Genomic DNA, 13,830 nt, shown 5'->3' on the forward strand with positions numbered 1-13,830 from the left:
TTCGTTATGACCAGCAGCATGCGTGCCGGACTGATCACGCTCCTGACGATCGCGTTCATCGCCCCGGCAGCGATGGCCAATGAACGCTTCACAGCCTCCGCCATTCAGGATGAAATCATCGGCAAGAGGATCTACCTTGCCGTACCCTTCGGCGGTGAATTCCCGCTGAACTATCGTCCCAACGGCCAGGTGGACGGTTCGGGCGAAGCCCTCGGCCTCGGCCGCTTCGCCAAGCCCAATGACAAGGGACGCTGGTGGATCAATGGCGATCGTCTCTGCCAGCAGTTCACCAGCTGGTACAAGGGAGCACCGATGTGCTTCGAGCTGATCCGCACCGGCGACAAGCGCCTGAAGTGGATCCGCGACAACGGCCAGACCGGCACGGCGCGCATCGGCAACAGCATCTGACGCAGCTTGTCGCACCATCCCCCGGTCCCTATTTTGAACCTTGGAACATAATGGGGACTGGAATGGCAGATCTGCGGAGCCGTTCGATCGGCGCGACAGCGACACTGGGGCGAAGGGGTTATCCGGTCATCAGTTCCGCGACCGGTGGTGAGCTCGAAATCGTCACCGGACCGACCGAGGCCGGCTTCAATCCCCTCGACCTGCTCTTGGCCTCGCTTGCCGCCTGCATGAGCATGAGCGCAAGGATCGCGGCCCGGGAACTGGGCTTAACAGGTGATTTCGAGAGCCTGCAGGTCGCAGTAACAGGAGAGAAGGCGCCAGACGAACCCTCGCGCTTCGCTTCCATCACCGTCTCGCTGACGTTCCAGGGTGCTCTTGATCCCCGTGACCAGTCGAGGATTGCGCACCGCGCCGAAGAAATCTGCACTGTCAGCAACAGCCTCGCAGTTCGCCCCCAATTACGGATCGGCTCCGGCTAGCGCGCGAGACGCTGTAACGTGATGGGATCAGGCTCTCCGCCACAGAACACATCGAGAGCCTCGCGGAAGATGGCAGCGCCTTCGGGATCGGCAGCCGCCGCAAACAGCGTCATGGACGATCGAAACTTCATGTCGTCGGGTTGCCCGAAAATCTCCATAAGGCTTCGGTCCCGATGCGCCAGAACGGCCCGGGTGGCGTCTCGTAGACGCTCTCCGAGGATGGGATGCACCAGATAGGCACGCGCCTCATGGAGCGACCTCAAGGCAAAATGCTGCGCAGTGGGCGATCGGCCCAAGCCCTCCAGCTGGGGGAAGATGAACCACATCCAGTGACTGCGCTTGCGGCCACCCTGCAATTCCCGTAGCGCCTGCGCGTAGGTGTCCCGCTGCGCGTCCATGAAGCGCGGCAAGTCGACGGGAGAACGATCTTCAAACATATAAGCCTTCCTCCTCCTTCAGCGGTGACCGCGGAGGCCATCGCCCATGCCTGATGCGATCAACTGTTCAGCCCTACCCGCCTTAAATCTTGACGTCGGACCAATGTTCGTTAACAAGAATGTGAGGCGCCGTGATTTCAGCATCACCGCGCCCGAACCTGGTGCCGGGCCCCTCTGGCGAGAGTTTACGGCGCTCTCGTGATGTCGGTACCGCCAGCAATTTGAGCCGGCGGATTCTAGAACAATGAACACTTGGATCATGCTTCATGCGAAGGCGTGCAGGACGCTTCGCATCTCCCGTAATTTCGTCTCCTCCAGCCTGGAGGACCGCACATGAGCACCGCAGCAGCAACGGGTGGCAATTCCACCCTTGGTTACTTCCGCTGGGCCTTTATCGTCACGGTGATCGGCCTGCTTCTCGGCGCCGCTCTCGGATGGCAGATGAGCGGTACCTTCGCCGGCATGGCGACCATCTTCTTCATCTGCTCGGTCCTGGCCGTGCTTGAAATCTCGCTCTCCTTCGACAATGCGATCGTCAACGCGAACAAGCTCAAGGACATGACGCCCGTCTGGCAACGGCGCTTCCTGACCTGGGGCATCCTCATCGCCGTCTTCGGCATGCGCATCATCTTCCCGCTGCTGATTGTGGTGATCGCGGCGCAGATCGGCCCCATTGAAGCCGTGATCCTCGCTGCCCGCGAGCCTGCGGAATATGCTCGCATCATGAACGATGCGCATCTGCCGATCGCGGCCTTCGGTGGTACCTTCCTGATGATGGTCGGCCTCACCTACTTCTTCAACCAGGAGAAGGACATCCACTGGATCGATTGGCTCGAAAGCCATATGGCGCGCTCCGCCTCCATCAAGGGCATCGAGATCGCACTCGTGCTGCTGCTGATCCTGCTGTTCTCGAACCTTCTTGAAGGAGAGGATGCGACGACCTTCGTCTATTCGGCGATCTATGGTCTGGTGACCTTCCTCGCCGTCGAAGTTCTTGGCGGTCTGCTCGACGCCTCGCAGCGCGCCATGAGCGAAGCCGCCAAGGGTGGCCTCGGCGCCTTCATCTATCTCGAAGTGCTGGATGCGAGCTTCTCCTTCGACGGCGTCATCGGCGCCTTCGCTCTGACGCAGAACCTCTTCATCATCGCGATCGGCCTCGGCATCGGTGCCATGTATGTGCGTTCGATGACCATCATGCTCGTCGAAAAGGGCACGCTCGCCGAGTATCGTTACCTAGAACACGGTGCGTTCTACGCGATCCTCATCCTGTCTGTGATCATGTATGTGCAGACGCTGGTTCACATCCCGGAAGTCATCACCGGTCTCGGTGGCGCCGCTCTCATCGGCATCTCGCTCTGGTCCTCGATCAAGTACAATCGCCATGAGCGCGAGGAAGAGCAGCGTCTCGCCAGCGAGGCCGTGGCGGAGCACATCTGACCGAGAACGGTTGAGAAAAGTAAGAAAGGCCGGCCTTTGCGCCGGCCTTTTTCGTTTCGGATGGGCGGAGTGTCACTCCGGGCCGGCATCCGTCTTTTGCGATCCGATCTCCGGCAGCGATCCCGTGCCCGGCGTCTTCATCGGATCCTGCAACTCCTTCTTGTCGTGCGGACCCGCCGCGGGCATGTCTTCTGCGTGAGACTTTTCTCCTTCGACTGGCCGCTTGCGCGAATGTTCGATGTCTTCCGTCATGGATGTCTCCTTTGCTGGGACACGGGAAACCTGCAGGCAAGCGCAGAGGTTCCACCCATTCCGCACCATGTCTCCGGAACCGACTGTGGACGACGACGTTCGATAGAGATGTGAAGAGGAGGAGAACCGGCATGACCAGCGCAAAGACCGCCGAACCGCACGACGTTCAAAGGCCCCACCGGGACAGCGACACCCGGGGCGCTCGCCTCGAACGGTCAGAACGAGACGACGCTGACGACGTTGAAGAGGGACCGACCGAACAGGGCGTTGATCTCGATCCCAAGCGCCGGATAGATTGAAGATCATCGCCATGAACACAGCCAATCCGCAGCTGGAAGGCCTTTATCTCGCGATCTCTGCTCTTGTCCGCCGCATGATCGACAAGGGCCTGCTCGACGCGGAAGACCTCCATCAGGCAATGGCCGCGGCCCGACAGGCGGCAGAGCAGGATCTGCAGACGTCCTCGCTCTCCGACGCGAACCGCAAGGCGGTCCTTTTCCCGATCGATCTCTTGGACCAGGCCGACGGCGACGTCGAAAGCTTCCGCGCTCTGGTCCGGCTAATCGCGGCCCGCCAGTAATCGACGAAACCCGCACGGGCAATCTTGGCGCCGGGGCCAAGCCCTCCTACATCTTCGCGATGACAGAAGAGCCAATCCGATGACCAGCGCCGCGTCGCAAGACAGCATCCCAGCTGAAGCCGGTGTGGCGTCCACACGCCTTGCCCGATTGAGGGCTCATGCAGCAGAGAAGGGAGCGGTCAGCCTGGATGAACTGATGTCGGCCATGGGCCGAAGCAGTATCGCCTTTGCAATCCTGATCCTTTCGCTCCCGGCGCTGACACCCATCCCCGGACCTTTCGGGCTGGTGTTCGGCAGCTGCCTCGCCATCGTGTCGCTCCAGATCATCGCCGGCTACCGGCGTATCTGGTTGCCGCGATTTCTGGGGCGGCGACAGGTGTCCGGAGCAACCATCGATCTCATGGTTCGCTATACGGCGCCATTGGTGTTGCGCGTGGAATCCCTCCTGCAGAAGAACCGCATGCGGCGCTTCGCGGGACCGCGTGCTCAGGCGTTTCTTGGGATCCCCGTCCTTCTGCTTGCCATTGCGGTGGCGCTACCCATCCCTTTCGGCAACATGCTGCCCGTGGCGGCCCTTGTGATGATCGCGCTTGGCCTCATGGAGCGCGACGGTCTGGTGACACTTTTGGGATTGGGAATGGGCGTGATTGCACTCGGGGCGACCGGCGGTCTCGTCTATGCGGCAGCCTGGGGACTGGGCTCGATCGTCGGCCCATGAAAAAAATCTTTTGGGCGATGGAATAGGATCGCCATTGGCTCCGTATACTGGGGCATGACGACGAACACGAACCCGTTCAATGTGATTGGTCAGCTCGCAGCTCTGCGACGCTACGCCCGTTCGCTCGTCAGAAACCCGGACGAGGCGGAAGATCTCGTTCACGATGCCCTTATCCGGGCCTTGGAGCGCCGATCGACCTTCAAGAGCAGTGGCAGCATCCGCAACTGGCTGATGTCGATCCTGCATAACACCCATATCGACCGGCTTCGCCGGGACCGTGCTGCCAATCGCCGACAGGATGCGGCCGTGGAGCTGGCCGACATCGTGGCGCCTGCGGGTCAGGAGCATTCGGTACGGCTGGCACAGGTGCGCGACGCCTTCCTGTCTCTTCCGGAAGACCAGCGCGAAGCGCTCCATCTCGTGGCCATCGAGGAGCTTTCCTATCAGGAAGCGGCCGATGTGCTGAATATCCCCGTGGGCACGCTGATGTCCCGCGTTTCCCGCGCCCGCGCCCGGCTAAGGGCGATGGAAAGCGGCGAGGACGCGAACCTCGTGCCCCACCTCAGAATCGTTGGAGGAAACCCCGATGACCAGCAATGATCCTGTAATCGAGGCCGACCTGCACGCCTATGTCGACGACCAGCTGGATGTTGGCCGCCGTATCGAGGTCGAGGCCTATCTGTCGGAAAATCCGGCGATCGCCGCCAAGGTCATGGCCGATCTGCGAGTGCGCGACGAATTGCGGCTGGCGCTTGCGGGCATGCCAGCAGTCGTACGTCAGGAAACACGCGATGCAGCCCGAGTGCTGGAAAGCGCCTTCAACCGTCCGCGCACGATCGACGTCATGCGGCGTGCGGCAGCCGTTGTGCTGCTCGTGGGCGCCGGCTGGATCGCCCATGGTTGGATCGCTCCCGGCAGCATCGGCGAAGTCGTGGCCTCCGTGCCGCCGCCACAGTTCGTCGAGGAGGCCGTTCGCGCGCATCAGACGGCGGAGCTGCGCGAAAAGATGAGCTCGCAGTCCGAAACGAGCCGCTTCGATCCGGCCGAGATCCGTTCCGCCACGGCCATCGTTCTGCCGGCCATGCCGGATGACTGGACCGTGCGGGACGCCCAGATTTTCCCCTCGACCTACGGACCGAGCGTCGAGCTCGAGGTCGAGCCACAATTCGGCGAGAGGTTGTCCCTCTTCGCCGTCAGGCCTGGCAATTTTGCCGTTCAGCAGGTGCTGCTGAAGCAGGAGGGTCAGACCAACGCAGCCTATTGGCAGATCGGCGAGGTTGCTTACGCGCTGATCTCCGAAACCGAAAACGCGGAAAGGCTGGCCGAACAGGCCCGCAAGCTTGCCCGCACGCTTTACTGATCCATCCAAGGAGGTAACTGACTATGGATCCCATCCAGAACCGCTTCGGCTACGGCGCTCAGGCCCAGTCCGCGGCACTCTTCGACGAAGGTCTGCGCAAGCACATGCTGCGCGTCTACAACTACATGGGCCTCGGGCTGGTCATCACCGGCATTGTCGCCTTTGTTGTCAGCCAGACCCCGGCGCTCTACGTGCCGATCTTCTCGACCCCGCTGAAATGGGTCGTGATGCTGGCGCCGCTCGCCTTCGTCTTCTTCTTCTCGTTCCGCATCCACGCGATGTCGGCCGCAACCGCGCAGCTGACCTTCTGGGCCTTCGCTGCCGTGATGGGTCTGTCGCTGTCGTCGGTCTTCCTGGTCTTCACCGGGACCTCGATCGCCCGCACCTTCTTCATCACTGCGACGATGTTCGGTGCGATGAGCCTCTACGGCTACACGACCAAGCGTGATCTCGCGCAGTTCGGATCATTCCTGGTGATGGGCCTGATCGGCGTGATCATCGCCTCGATCGTCAACATCTTCTTAGGGTCCAGCGCCCTGCAGTTCGCGATCTCGGTCATCGGTGTCTTCGTCTTCGTCGGCCTGACCGCCTGGGACACGCAGAACATCAAGCAGCAGTATGCCGAGAACTTCGACCAGGAGAGCCAGCAGAAGCTCGCCGTCTTTGGCGCCCTGTCGCTCTACCTCAACTTCGTCAACCTGTTCCAGCTGCTGCTGAGCCTGACCGGCCAGCGCGAAGAATAAGATAAAAACGCGTCGGTAGAACGCTTTGACATGAAAACGCCCGGGTTTCGACCCGGGCGTTTTCACGAGATGACAAGAAAGCCTGGCTCAGACAATGCCGCCTGAGCCGCCCTTCACTGCCGGGCGTTCCGCCGCAACGCGAGCGCGGTAACCGCTGGCACGATAGGCTGCCACCGGATCGATGGCACCGCCTGCCCGCAGACGGGCCTCTGCGAGGATCGGTTCGACATCCGTCCGATAGGCCCGCTTCAACGTCTCGGATGCCATCAGCGCATCATTGTCGTTTTGGTAGCCCTCCAGCTGCGCCCGATCGATGAGCAGCGCCTGCGCATAGGCGCGCCGGATTTCATTCGCACTGGAGATCAGGCTCTCGATAGGATCCGTCACATTATGGCTCTGGTCGATCATGTGGGCGGGATAGAAATCCTTCACGCCACGGTGCTCGGCATCCACCAGCTCGTTGAACACGAGGAACAGGCGATAGGGTTCGACCGATCCAGCGTCGAGGTCGTCGTCGCCATACTTCGAGTCGTTGAAGTGGAAGCCGCCGAGCTTGCCGAACTGGATCAGCCGCGCGACGATCATTTCGATATTGGTGTTCGGGGCATGATGGCCAAGGTCGACGAGGCAATGGGCCTTTTCACCCAGCGTTTGGGCGATGAGATAGTTCGTGCCCCAGTCCTGGACGACAGTCGAGTAGAAGGCCGGCTCGTACATCTTGTGTTCGGAAAACAGCCGCCAGTCCTCCGGCAGCGCCTTGTAGATGTCGCGCATCGCATCGAGATACCGTTCGAACTGCCGGGTAAAATTGCTCTGCCCAGGGAAGTTGGAGCCATCGCCGATCCAGACGGTCAGCGCCTTGGAGCCGAGTGCGGCACCGAGTTCGATGCATTCGATGTTGTGCTCGATGGCCTGCCGGCGGGTCGCGGCGTCCACATGGCTGAGGGAGCCGTATTTGTAGGAATGCGGCTGGTCAGGGCTATCAGAGAAGGTGTTCGAGTTCATCGCATCGAAGCCCAGACCCAAAGCATCCGCTTTGGCCTTCAGCTCCTTCGGATCCGCCTTGTCCCAGGGGATATGCAGTGACACTGTCGGTGTCGCCCGCGTCAGCTGCTGGATGACGCCGCAATCGTCGAGCTTGTCGAAGATGTGGCGCGGCTCGCCTTGCCCCGGAAAGCGCGCAAAACGCGTGCCGCCCGTCCCGACACCCCAAGAGGGCACGGCGACGAAGAAGTCCGCGACCTTGGCCGTGACTTTCTCGATGTCGATTGAGCTCCGTGCGAGCTTCTCGCCCAGCGCCTGAAAGTCGCTGCGATGGGCGCCTTCCCGCTTCTCGTTCTCAGCGGCAACGATGTCAGCGGCTATTCGGATCTCGCTCATTCTTTCCTCCACTTCGCGCGAACGATTGTCACCGAAGCGCGTTTATCTGCAGTCACACACTAAAATCGGAGCCAACATGGACGTTCTTCGCATTCTGCTTGCCATCCTCCTGCCGCCCCTCGGCGTTTTCCTCCAGGTCGGCATTGGCCTGCATTTCTGGCTGAACATCCTGCTGACGCTCTTCGGCTATATCCCAGGCATCATCCATGCCATCTGGGTCATCATCCGCAAGTAGGCCCCCTCGCGACGCAAGCGCCGCGAGGGCTCGGGAGATCAGCGCGGGAAGCTCTGCGCGTTGCCGGCATCGACATTGATGATGTTGCCTGTGGATTTCGCCGAGAGATCGGAGGCGAGGAAGTAGATCGCCTCTGCAATGTCTTCAGGGAAGACATTCAGTTTCAGCATCGAGCGATTGCGGTAATGCTCCTCGAGATCGGTGACTTCGATCTTCGAGGAGGCCGCGCGCTGCTCGCGCCACTCGCCATTCCAGATCTTAGAACCGCGCAGAACCGCATCCGGATTGACCGTGTTCACCCGGATACCGGCGTCTGCGCCTTCGAGCGCCAGGCAACGGGCGAGATGGATCTCGGCCGCCTTGGCCGTGCAATAGGCGGAGGCGTTTGGCGAAGAGGCAAGGCCATTCTTCGAGGCAACGAAGACGACGTTGCCGCCGAGCTTCTGACGCCGGAAGAGCCGGAAGGCTTCGCGCGAGACGAGGAAATAGCCGGTGGCCAGGATGCTGATATTCTTGTCCCACATGGCCAGCGTCGTATCTTCGACCGGCGCAGACGAAGCGATCCCGGCGTTCGAAACGAGAATGTCGACACCGCCGAACTCCACGCAAGCTTCGGCAAATGAGCGGATAACCGCATTCTCGCGCGTCACGTCGAGCTGAAGCGAGCGGACCACATCCGCGCCATGTCTCTTCGAGAAGTCCGCGACGGTCTGCTCAAGTGCCGCAGCGTCGATATCGGCCAGCACCACGCAAGCGCCTTCCGCCATCAGCCGGTCCGCCGTCGCCCGGCCAATGCCGCCAGCACCACCGGTAACAAAGGCGACCCGGCCGGCCAGGCTTTTCGGCTTCGGCATGCGCTGCAGCTTTGCCTCTTCCAGCAGCCAGTATTCGATATCGAAGGCTTCCTGCTCCGGCAGTCCCTGATATTCGGAAACCGTCGAGGCGCCGCGCATCACATTGATGGCGTTGACGTAGAACTCACCGGCAATGCGGGCCGTCGCCTTGTCCTTGGCAAAGGACAGCATGCCGACACCCGGAACCAGGAAGATGACCGGGTTCGGATCGCGGATGGCGGGCGAATTGTCGTGTTTGCAGGTCTCGTAGTAGCGCGTGTAGTCAGCGCGATACGCTTCGAGCGCCTTGTCGAGGCCGGCAAGAACCGCATCGACATCCGGCTTTGCCGGATCGAAATCGACGATCAGCGGCCGGATCTTGGTGCGCAGGAAATGGTCGGGGCAAGAGGTACCAAGACTGCCCAGCGGCTGCAGGTTCTTCGAATTGACGAATTCGAGCACCGCATCCTGGTCGTCAAAATGGCCGAGCTTACGCTCTGCCTTGCCGATGCGGCCGCGGATTTCGGGCATCAGGCGCGCAGCAATCGCACGGCGCTCGTCTGCCGGCAGGCTCTTTGCGACGGCACCGCCGAAGATCGTCTTGCCCTCGGTCTCCTTGGCAAACCACGCGATCGCCTTGTTGATGATCTCAAGCGTCAGCAGGTAGCAATCCTTGGCATCATCGGCCCACGTGAACAGGCCGTGGCTTTCGAGAACCACACCCTTGGCGGTCGGATTGGCCTTCACGAAGGCTTCGAGGTCGAGGCCCAGCTGGAAGCCGGGACGGCGCCAGGGCAGCCAGCCGATCTCCGAGCCGAAGATCTTCTCAGTCAATTCCTTCGAATTCTTCGAGGCCGCAATCGCGATGATCGCGTCCGGATGCATGTGATCGACATGCGTGAAAGGCACGAAACCATGCAGCGGCGTATCGATCGAGGCCGCGCGCGGATTGAGGTTGAAGGTGCAATGCGGCAGGAAGCCGACCATGCGGTCTTCGTCGTGCACACCCTTGTAGATGCCCTTCAGCGCTTCAAGCTTCTCCTGATAGAGCGTCGCAAAGCCATCGAGCTTGATCGTTCCGACGTCACCGCCCGAGCCCTTGACCCAGAGCACCTTGACCGTTTCACCAGTCAGCGGATCGATCTCCATCACCTTCGCAGAGGTGTTGCCGCCCCCGTAATTGGTGATGCGCTTGTCGGCACCCAGCAGGTTGGAGCGATAGAGAAGCTTGCCGGGCTCATCGAGCGTGGCGGCATAAGCATCATCCCAGCGGCTTTCGAGAAGGCGGGTTTGGCCCGTCATGACATCCTCCCTGCAATTATTTCATGAGCGGTCGATGACAGCCCATCTCCTTCTTGTTCGCAGATATCGCGCAGCCGCCGTCCAGTTGTCAATCATTTTCGATCATTTATTCTCATTGTGCGTTGCAATATTATTATTTTTGATCGTTTCTGATTGACAGCGTAAAAACATTGCGAATAAATCACGGTCAGGAGGACCCCATGCACGAACGCGAACGCCATCGCATTATTCTGAGCGCGATCCAGGAAAAACCTGTGATCACCGTGCAGGACATTGCCGAGCTGACCGAGGCTTCAGAAGCCACGATCCGCCGCGATATCGCGTCTCTCCATGTGCAAGGAAAGCTGAGACGCGTCCGCGGTGGCGCCGAAGCCGTGCACCCGCCGCAGCTTGGAAACCTCGCAGCACGCCCCTTCCGCGTATCGGAATCGGTCAACATCGACAAGAAACGCGCAATTGCGCGCGCCGCCGTCGATCTCTGCGAAGAAGGCGATTCGATCATCATCAACGGCGGCACCACCACCTTCCAGATGGTGCATTTCATGTCGGCCCGCCGCCTGCAGGTCATGACCAACTCTTTCGCGATCGCCGAACATCTGGTGAAGCATTCGAAATGTACGGTCTCGGTTCCCGGCGGCGCGATCTATCGCGACCAGAGCCTGATCCTCTCGCCTTTCGAGAATGATGCGATCCGCAATTTCTATGCCCGTCGCATCTTCATTGGCGCGCAGGGCATCAATGCACTCGGCGTGATGGAATCGGATGCGCTGGTCATCCAGAGCGAACAGAAGCTGGTGCGCCAGGCTGAAGAGCTGATCGTCATGGTCGACTCCAGCAAATTCGCCAAGCGGTCGAGCCTGATCCTGTGTTCGCTCGACAAGGTCTCGACGATCATCACAGACGACGCAATTTCTGACGAGGCGGCCGCCATGGTCACCGACGCCGGCGTGAAGCTCATAACCGTGAAGCCGATGGCTTCAGCGGCAAGGGAGGATACCTCGTCGGTCGCTTAAGAGGAGGCGGCCGGGAGGAAGGGAAAAGCAGTTCATCAACCTGGGAGGAAAACATGAAACTGACAAAGATTCTGCTGGCCAGTGCCGCCATGGCACTCGCCACCATGGGCTCCGCGGCACAGGCCGCTGACATGAAGATCGCGCTTGTGGTGAAGTCACTTGGCATCGGCTTCTTCGAGGCCGCCAACAAGGGCGCACAGGAAGCCGCCGCGGAACTCGGCGGCGTCGAAGTGATCTATACCGGCCCGACCTCGACCACGGCCGAAGGCCAGATCGAAGTCATCAACTCGCTGATCGCCCAGGGCGTGGACGCCATCGCGATCTCGGCAAACGACCCGGACGCAGTCGTCCCCGCGCTCAAGAAGGCGATGGACCGCGGCATCAAGGTCATCTCGTGGGATTCGGGCGTAGCGCCTGAAGGCCGCATCATGCACCTGAACCCCTCTTCCAACGCGCTGATCGGCAAGATGTGCCTGCAGCTCGCCGCCAATCACCTGCCGGATGGCAAGGGTGACTTCGCGATCCTGTCCGCCACCACCACCTCGACCAACCAGAACATCTGGATCGAGGAAATGAAGGCACAGCTCAAGGATTTCCCCGGCCTGAACCTTGTCACGACCGTCTATGGTGACGACCTGGCCGACAAGAGCTACCGCGAAGCCAACGGCCTCCTGACCTCGCAGCCGAACGTCAAGGTCATCGTCGCCCCGACGACGGTTGGCGTTCTCGCCGCCTCGCAGGCCGTCAAGGATGCCGGCAAGATCGGCGACGTCTATGTCACCGGCCTCGGCCTGCCGTCCGAAATGGCAGGCGCCATCCAGTCCGGCGCGACGAAGGAATTCGCCATCTGGAACCCGATCGACCTCGGCTATTCCGCGACCCAGATCGCCTATCGTCTCGCCAAGGGCGAAACCGATGCTGCTCCTGGCTCGGAAATCGAAGCCGGCCGCATGGGCAAGATCAAGGTTGGTGACGGCGGCGAAGCCGCCATGGCCGATCCCTTCGTCTACGACGCCTCGAATATCGAGGAATTCTCCAAGATCTTCTGATCTCGGCGAACAAGACCCGGCGGCTCAAGCCGCCGGGATTTCACTCATTCGGTAAGCACATGATGACCGTTCAATCTGCCAAGCTCGCGGCGGGCGCGATCCCGGCTGGCGAGCCCATTCTCGAAATGCGGGGCATTTCCCAAATCTTCCCGGGCGTAAAGGCTCTGGATCGGGTCGACATCGCCCTCTATCCGGGCAAGGTCACAGCGCTGATCGGCGAGAACGGCGCCGGCAAGTCGACACTCGTCAAGATCCTGACCGGCATATATCGCCCGAACGAAGGCGAGATCCTGATCGACGGCAAGCCCAGGAGCTTCGCCAATGCCCAGGACGCGATCGACGCAGGCGTCACCGCCATCCACCAGGAAACGGTGCTCTTCGACGAGCTGACCGTCGGCGAAAACATCTTTCTAGGCCACGCGCCGCGAACCCGCTTCGGCCTGATCGACTGGCGCACCATCAATGAGCGGTCCCGGGACCTGATGAAGGCGCTGGAAAGCGACATCGATCCGACCACCAAGCTCAAGGACTTCTCGATCGCCCAGCGCCACCTCGTGGCCATCGCGCGGGCGCTATCGGTCGACGCACGCATCGTCATCATGGACGAACCGACGGCTGCCCTCTCGCGCAAGGAGATCGACGATCTCTTCCGTATCGTCGAGGGCCTGAAGCGTCAGGGCAAGGCCATCCTCTTCATCAGCCACAAGTTCGACGAGCTCTATGAGGTCGCCGACAACTACGCCGTATTCCGCGACGGCCGCATGGTCGGCTCTGGGGTACTCAGGGATACGCCTCAGGACGAGATCGTACGGCAGATGGTCGGCCGGGACGTGCATGATGTTTTCCCAAAAGTCGAAGCGGTCATCGGTGCGCCGGTCCTGTGTGTCCGCGGCTACAGCCACGAAACCGAATTCCGCGACATCAGTTTCGACTTGCGCAAAGGCGAGATCCTCGGCGTCTACGGCCTGATCGGCGCCGGCCGCTCCGAACTCTGCCAGTCGATCTTCGGCATCACCCGACCGAAATCCGGCACGATAGAACTCGAGGGGCGCGAGATCACCATCCGCGACACAGCGGAAGCGATCACCGCTGGCATCGTCTACGTGCCCGAAGAACGCGGCCGCCATGGTCTGGCGCTCGAACTGCCGATCTACCAGAACATGTCCCTGCCCTCCTTGATCCGAACCTCCGTCTCGGGCTTCCTGAAGGCGGCCAACGAGTTGAAGCTCGCGCGACGCTTTGCGGAGCGGCTGGATCTGCGTGCGGCGGCTCTCTCGGTTCCGGTCGGCACGCTCTCGGGCGGCAATCAGCAGAAGGTCGTCATCGGCAAGTGGCTCGCCACCTCGCCCAAGGTCATTATTCTCGATGAGCCGACCAAGGGCATCGACATCGGCTCCAAGGCCGCCGTCCACGGTTTCATCTCCGAGCTCGCCTCCGAAGGCCTTTCGATCATCATGATCTCGTCGGAACTGCCCGAAATCCTCGGCATGTCGGACCGTGTGATGGTCATGCGCGAAGGCCTGCAGGCCGGCATCTTCGAGCGCGAGGGCCTCAACGCCGAGACGCTCGTGCGCGCCGCAACTGGCAATGCGTGAGGAATGACC

17 protein-coding genes are annotated in these 13,830 nt (G+C 61.1%); 13 read left to right on the forward strand and 4 right to left on the reverse strand.

The window, feature by feature from the left end; translation table 11 throughout:
• Nucleotides 1-6 precede the first annotated feature (6 nt).
• Both QWE_RS20900 and QWE_RS20905 read left to right on the forward strand, forming a co-directional pair.
• Nucleotides 7-408: a hypothetical protein gene (locus QWE_RS20900; protein WP_006728169.1), complete on the forward strand. Its 402-nt coding sequence runs from the start codon at nucleotides 7-9 to the stop codon at nucleotides 406-408.
• A 62-nt stretch (nucleotides 409-470) separates the two neighbouring features.
• The gene (locus tag QWE_RS20905; RefSeq protein WP_006728170.1) at nucleotides 471-887 is read left to right on the forward strand and encodes an OsmC family protein; all 417 of its coding nucleotides are present in this window, start codon (nucleotides 471-473) and stop codon (nucleotides 885-887) included.
• Here QWE_RS20905 and QWE_RS20910 read toward each other — a convergent pair.
• Nucleotides 884-1,324 carry a DUF1810 domain-containing protein gene (locus QWE_RS20910; protein WP_006728171.1) on the reverse strand — a complete coding sequence of 147 codons (441 nt, stop codon included), beginning with the start codon at nucleotides 1,322-1,324 and terminating at the stop codon, nucleotides 884-886. The two genes, QWE_RS20905 and QWE_RS20910, sit on opposite strands and share 4 nt — an antisense overlap.
• Nucleotides 1,325-1,657: 333 nt before the next feature.
• Here QWE_RS20910 and QWE_RS20915 point away from each other — a divergent pair, with 333 nt between their 5' ends.
• Complete coding sequence (locus QWE_RS20915) at nucleotides 1,658-2,761, forward strand: DUF475 domain-containing protein (RefSeq protein ID WP_006728172.1); 1,104 nt, start codon at nucleotides 1,658-1,660, stop codon at nucleotides 2,759-2,761.
• A gap of 72 nt (nucleotides 2,762-2,833) precedes the next feature.
• Here QWE_RS20915 and QWE_RS20920 read toward each other — a convergent pair whose 3' ends face one another.
• The gene (locus tag QWE_RS20920; RefSeq protein WP_006728173.1) at nucleotides 2,834-3,013 is read right to left on the reverse strand and encodes a hypothetical protein; all 180 of its coding nucleotides are present in this window, start codon (nucleotides 3,011-3,013) and stop codon (nucleotides 2,834-2,836) included.
• A 131-nt stretch (nucleotides 3,014-3,144) separates the two neighbouring features.
• Between QWE_RS20920 and QWE_RS25385 the strand changes: the two genes are divergently transcribed.
• The 6 genes from QWE_RS25385 to QWE_RS20945 all read left to right on the forward strand — a co-directional run bounded on the left by QWE_RS25385 (nucleotide 3,145) and on the right by QWE_RS20945 (nucleotide 6,414).
• Nucleotides 3,145-3,312 carry a hypothetical protein gene (locus QWE_RS25385; protein ID WP_157790747.1) on the forward strand — a complete coding sequence of 56 codons (168 nt, stop codon included), beginning with the start codon at nucleotides 3,145-3,147 and terminating at the stop codon, nucleotides 3,310-3,312.
• A gap of 11 nt (nucleotides 3,313-3,323) precedes the next feature.
• On the forward strand, nucleotides 3,324-3,593 hold the full coding sequence (locus QWE_RS20925; RefSeq protein ID WP_040300838.1) for a hypothetical protein: 270 nt from the start codon (nucleotides 3,324-3,326) through the stop codon (nucleotides 3,591-3,593).
• Nucleotides 3,594-3,672: 79 nt separating this feature from the next.
• Nucleotides 3,673-4,311 (forward strand): exopolysaccharide biosynthesis protein, encoded by a 639-nt coding sequence (locus QWE_RS20930; RefSeq protein ID WP_006728175.1) that lies wholly within the window; start codon nucleotides 3,673-3,675, stop codon nucleotides 4,309-4,311.
• A gap of 54 nt (nucleotides 4,312-4,365) precedes the next feature.
• Nucleotides 4,366-4,911, forward strand: coding sequence for a sigma-70 family RNA polymerase sigma factor (locus QWE_RS20935; RefSeq protein WP_006728176.1), 546 nt, complete (start codon nucleotides 4,366-4,368; stop codon nucleotides 4,909-4,911).
• Nucleotides 4,898-5,671, forward strand: a complete 774-nt coding sequence (locus tag QWE_RS20940) for an anti-sigma factor family protein (RefSeq protein WP_006728177.1) — start codon at nucleotides 4,898-4,900, stop codon at nucleotides 5,669-5,671. Before QWE_RS20935 ends, QWE_RS20940 begins: the two co-directional genes overlap by 14 nt.
• Before the next feature lie 23 nt (nucleotides 5,672-5,694).
• Nucleotides 5,695-6,414: a Bax inhibitor-1/YccA family protein gene (locus QWE_RS20945; RefSeq protein WP_006728178.1), complete on the forward strand. Its 720-nt coding sequence runs from the start codon at nucleotides 5,695-5,697 to the stop codon at nucleotides 6,412-6,414.
• 87 nt (nucleotides 6,415-6,501) lie between these two features.
• Here QWE_RS20945 and rhaI read toward each other — a convergent pair whose 3' ends face one another.
• Nucleotides 6,502-7,794, reverse strand: coding sequence for an L-rhamnose catabolism isomerase (gene rhaI, locus QWE_RS20950; RefSeq protein ID WP_006728179.1), 1,293 nt, complete (start codon nucleotides 7,792-7,794; stop codon nucleotides 6,502-6,504).
• 76 nt (nucleotides 7,795-7,870) lie between these two features.
• Between rhaI and QWE_RS24885 the strand changes: the two genes are divergently transcribed.
• Entirely contained in the window at nucleotides 7,871-8,029 is a 159-nt protein-coding gene (locus QWE_RS24885; RefSeq protein WP_006728180.1) for a YqaE/Pmp3 family membrane protein, read from the forward strand.
• A gap of 38 nt (nucleotides 8,030-8,067) precedes the next feature.
• Here QWE_RS24885 and QWE_RS20960 read toward each other — a convergent pair whose 3' ends face one another.
• A complete protein-coding gene (locus QWE_RS20960; RefSeq protein WP_006728181.1) occupies nucleotides 8,068-10,164 on the reverse strand; it encodes a bifunctional rhamnulose-1-phosphate aldolase/short-chain dehydrogenase in 2,097 nt (698 codons plus the stop codon).
• Between the two features lie 200 nt (nucleotides 10,165-10,364).
• Here QWE_RS20960 and QWE_RS20965 point away from each other — a divergent pair, with 200 nt between their 5' ends.
• Genes QWE_RS20965 through QWE_RS20975 form a run of 3 tightly spaced genes read left to right on the forward strand, consistent with a single transcriptional unit; the run spans nucleotide 10,365 to nucleotide 13,821 of the window.
• On the forward strand, nucleotides 10,365-11,177 hold the full coding sequence (locus tag QWE_RS20965) for a DeoR/GlpR family DNA-binding transcription regulator (RefSeq protein ID WP_006728182.1): 813 nt from the start codon (nucleotides 10,365-10,367) through the stop codon (nucleotides 11,175-11,177).
• 53 nt (nucleotides 11,178-11,230) lie between these two features.
• A complete protein-coding gene (gene rhaS / locus QWE_RS20970; RefSeq protein WP_006728183.1) occupies nucleotides 11,231-12,226 on the forward strand; it encodes a rhamnose ABC transporter substrate-binding protein in 996 nt (331 codons plus the stop codon).
• Between the two features lie 59 nt (nucleotides 12,227-12,285).
• Nucleotides 12,286-13,821, forward strand: a complete 1,536-nt coding sequence (locus QWE_RS20975) for a sugar ABC transporter ATP-binding protein (protein ID WP_006728184.1) — start codon at nucleotides 12,286-12,288, stop codon at nucleotides 13,819-13,821.
• The last annotated feature ends 9 nt before the right edge of the window (nucleotides 13,822-13,830 follow it).

Source organism: Agrobacterium albertimagni AOL15 (genome assembly GCF_000300855.1).
GTDB lineage: Bacteria > Pseudomonadota > Alphaproteobacteria > Rhizobiales > Rhizobiaceae > Allorhizobium > Allorhizobium albertimagni.

What these genes read in the sequence shown, in the direction of transcription:
- QWE_RS20900 (WP_006728169.1), top strand. Translation starts at nt 7, where the DNA reads ATGACCAGCAGCATGCGTGCCGGACTGATCACGCTCCTGACGATCGCG.
- QWE_RS20905 (WP_006728170.1), top strand. Translation starts at nt 471, where the DNA reads ATGGCAGATCTGCGGAGCCGTTCGATCGGCGCGACAGCGACACTGGGG.
- QWE_RS20910 (WP_006728171.1), bottom strand. Translation starts at nt 1,324, where the DNA reads ATGTTTGAAGATCGTTCTCCCGTCGACTTGCCGCGCTTCATGGACGCG.
- QWE_RS20915 (WP_006728172.1), top strand. Translation starts at nt 1,658, where the DNA reads ATGAGCACCGCAGCAGCAACGGGTGGCAATTCCACCCTTGGTTACTTC.
- QWE_RS20920 (WP_006728173.1), bottom strand. Translation starts at nt 3,013, where the DNA reads ATGACGGAAGACATCGAACATTCGCGCAAGCGGCCAGTCGAAGGAGAA.
- QWE_RS25385 (WP_157790747.1), top strand. Translation starts at nt 3,145, where the DNA reads ATGACCAGCGCAAAGACCGCCGAACCGCACGACGTTCAAAGGCCCCAC.
- QWE_RS20925 (WP_040300838.1), top strand. Translation starts at nt 3,324, where the DNA reads ATGAACACAGCCAATCCGCAGCTGGAAGGCCTTTATCTCGCGATCTCT.
- QWE_RS20930 (WP_006728175.1), top strand. Translation starts at nt 3,673, where the DNA reads ATGACCAGCGCCGCGTCGCAAGACAGCATCCCAGCTGAAGCCGGTGTG.
- QWE_RS20935 (WP_006728176.1), top strand. Translation starts at nt 4,366, where the DNA reads ATGACGACGAACACGAACCCGTTCAATGTGATTGGTCAGCTCGCAGCT.
- QWE_RS20940 (WP_006728177.1), top strand. Translation starts at nt 4,898, where the DNA reads ATGACCAGCAATGATCCTGTAATCGAGGCCGACCTGCACGCCTATGTC.
- QWE_RS20945 (WP_006728178.1), top strand. Translation starts at nt 5,695, where the DNA reads ATGGATCCCATCCAGAACCGCTTCGGCTACGGCGCTCAGGCCCAGTCC.
- rhaI (WP_006728179.1), bottom strand. Translation starts at nt 7,794, where the DNA reads ATGAGCGAGATCCGAATAGCCGCTGACATCGTTGCCGCTGAGAACGAG.
- QWE_RS24885 (WP_006728180.1), top strand. Translation starts at nt 7,871, where the DNA reads ATGGACGTTCTTCGCATTCTGCTTGCCATCCTCCTGCCGCCCCTCGGC.
- QWE_RS20960 (WP_006728181.1), bottom strand. Translation starts at nt 10,164, where the DNA reads ATGACGGGCCAAACCCGCCTTCTCGAAAGCCGCTGGGATGATGCTTAT.
- QWE_RS20965 (WP_006728182.1), top strand. Translation starts at nt 10,365, where the DNA reads ATGCACGAACGCGAACGCCATCGCATTATTCTGAGCGCGATCCAGGAA.
- rhaS (WP_006728183.1), top strand. Translation starts at nt 11,231, where the DNA reads ATGAAACTGACAAAGATTCTGCTGGCCAGTGCCGCCATGGCACTCGCC.
- QWE_RS20975 (WP_006728184.1), top strand. Translation starts at nt 12,286, where the DNA reads ATGATGACCGTTCAATCTGCCAAGCTCGCGGCGGGCGCGATCCCGGCT.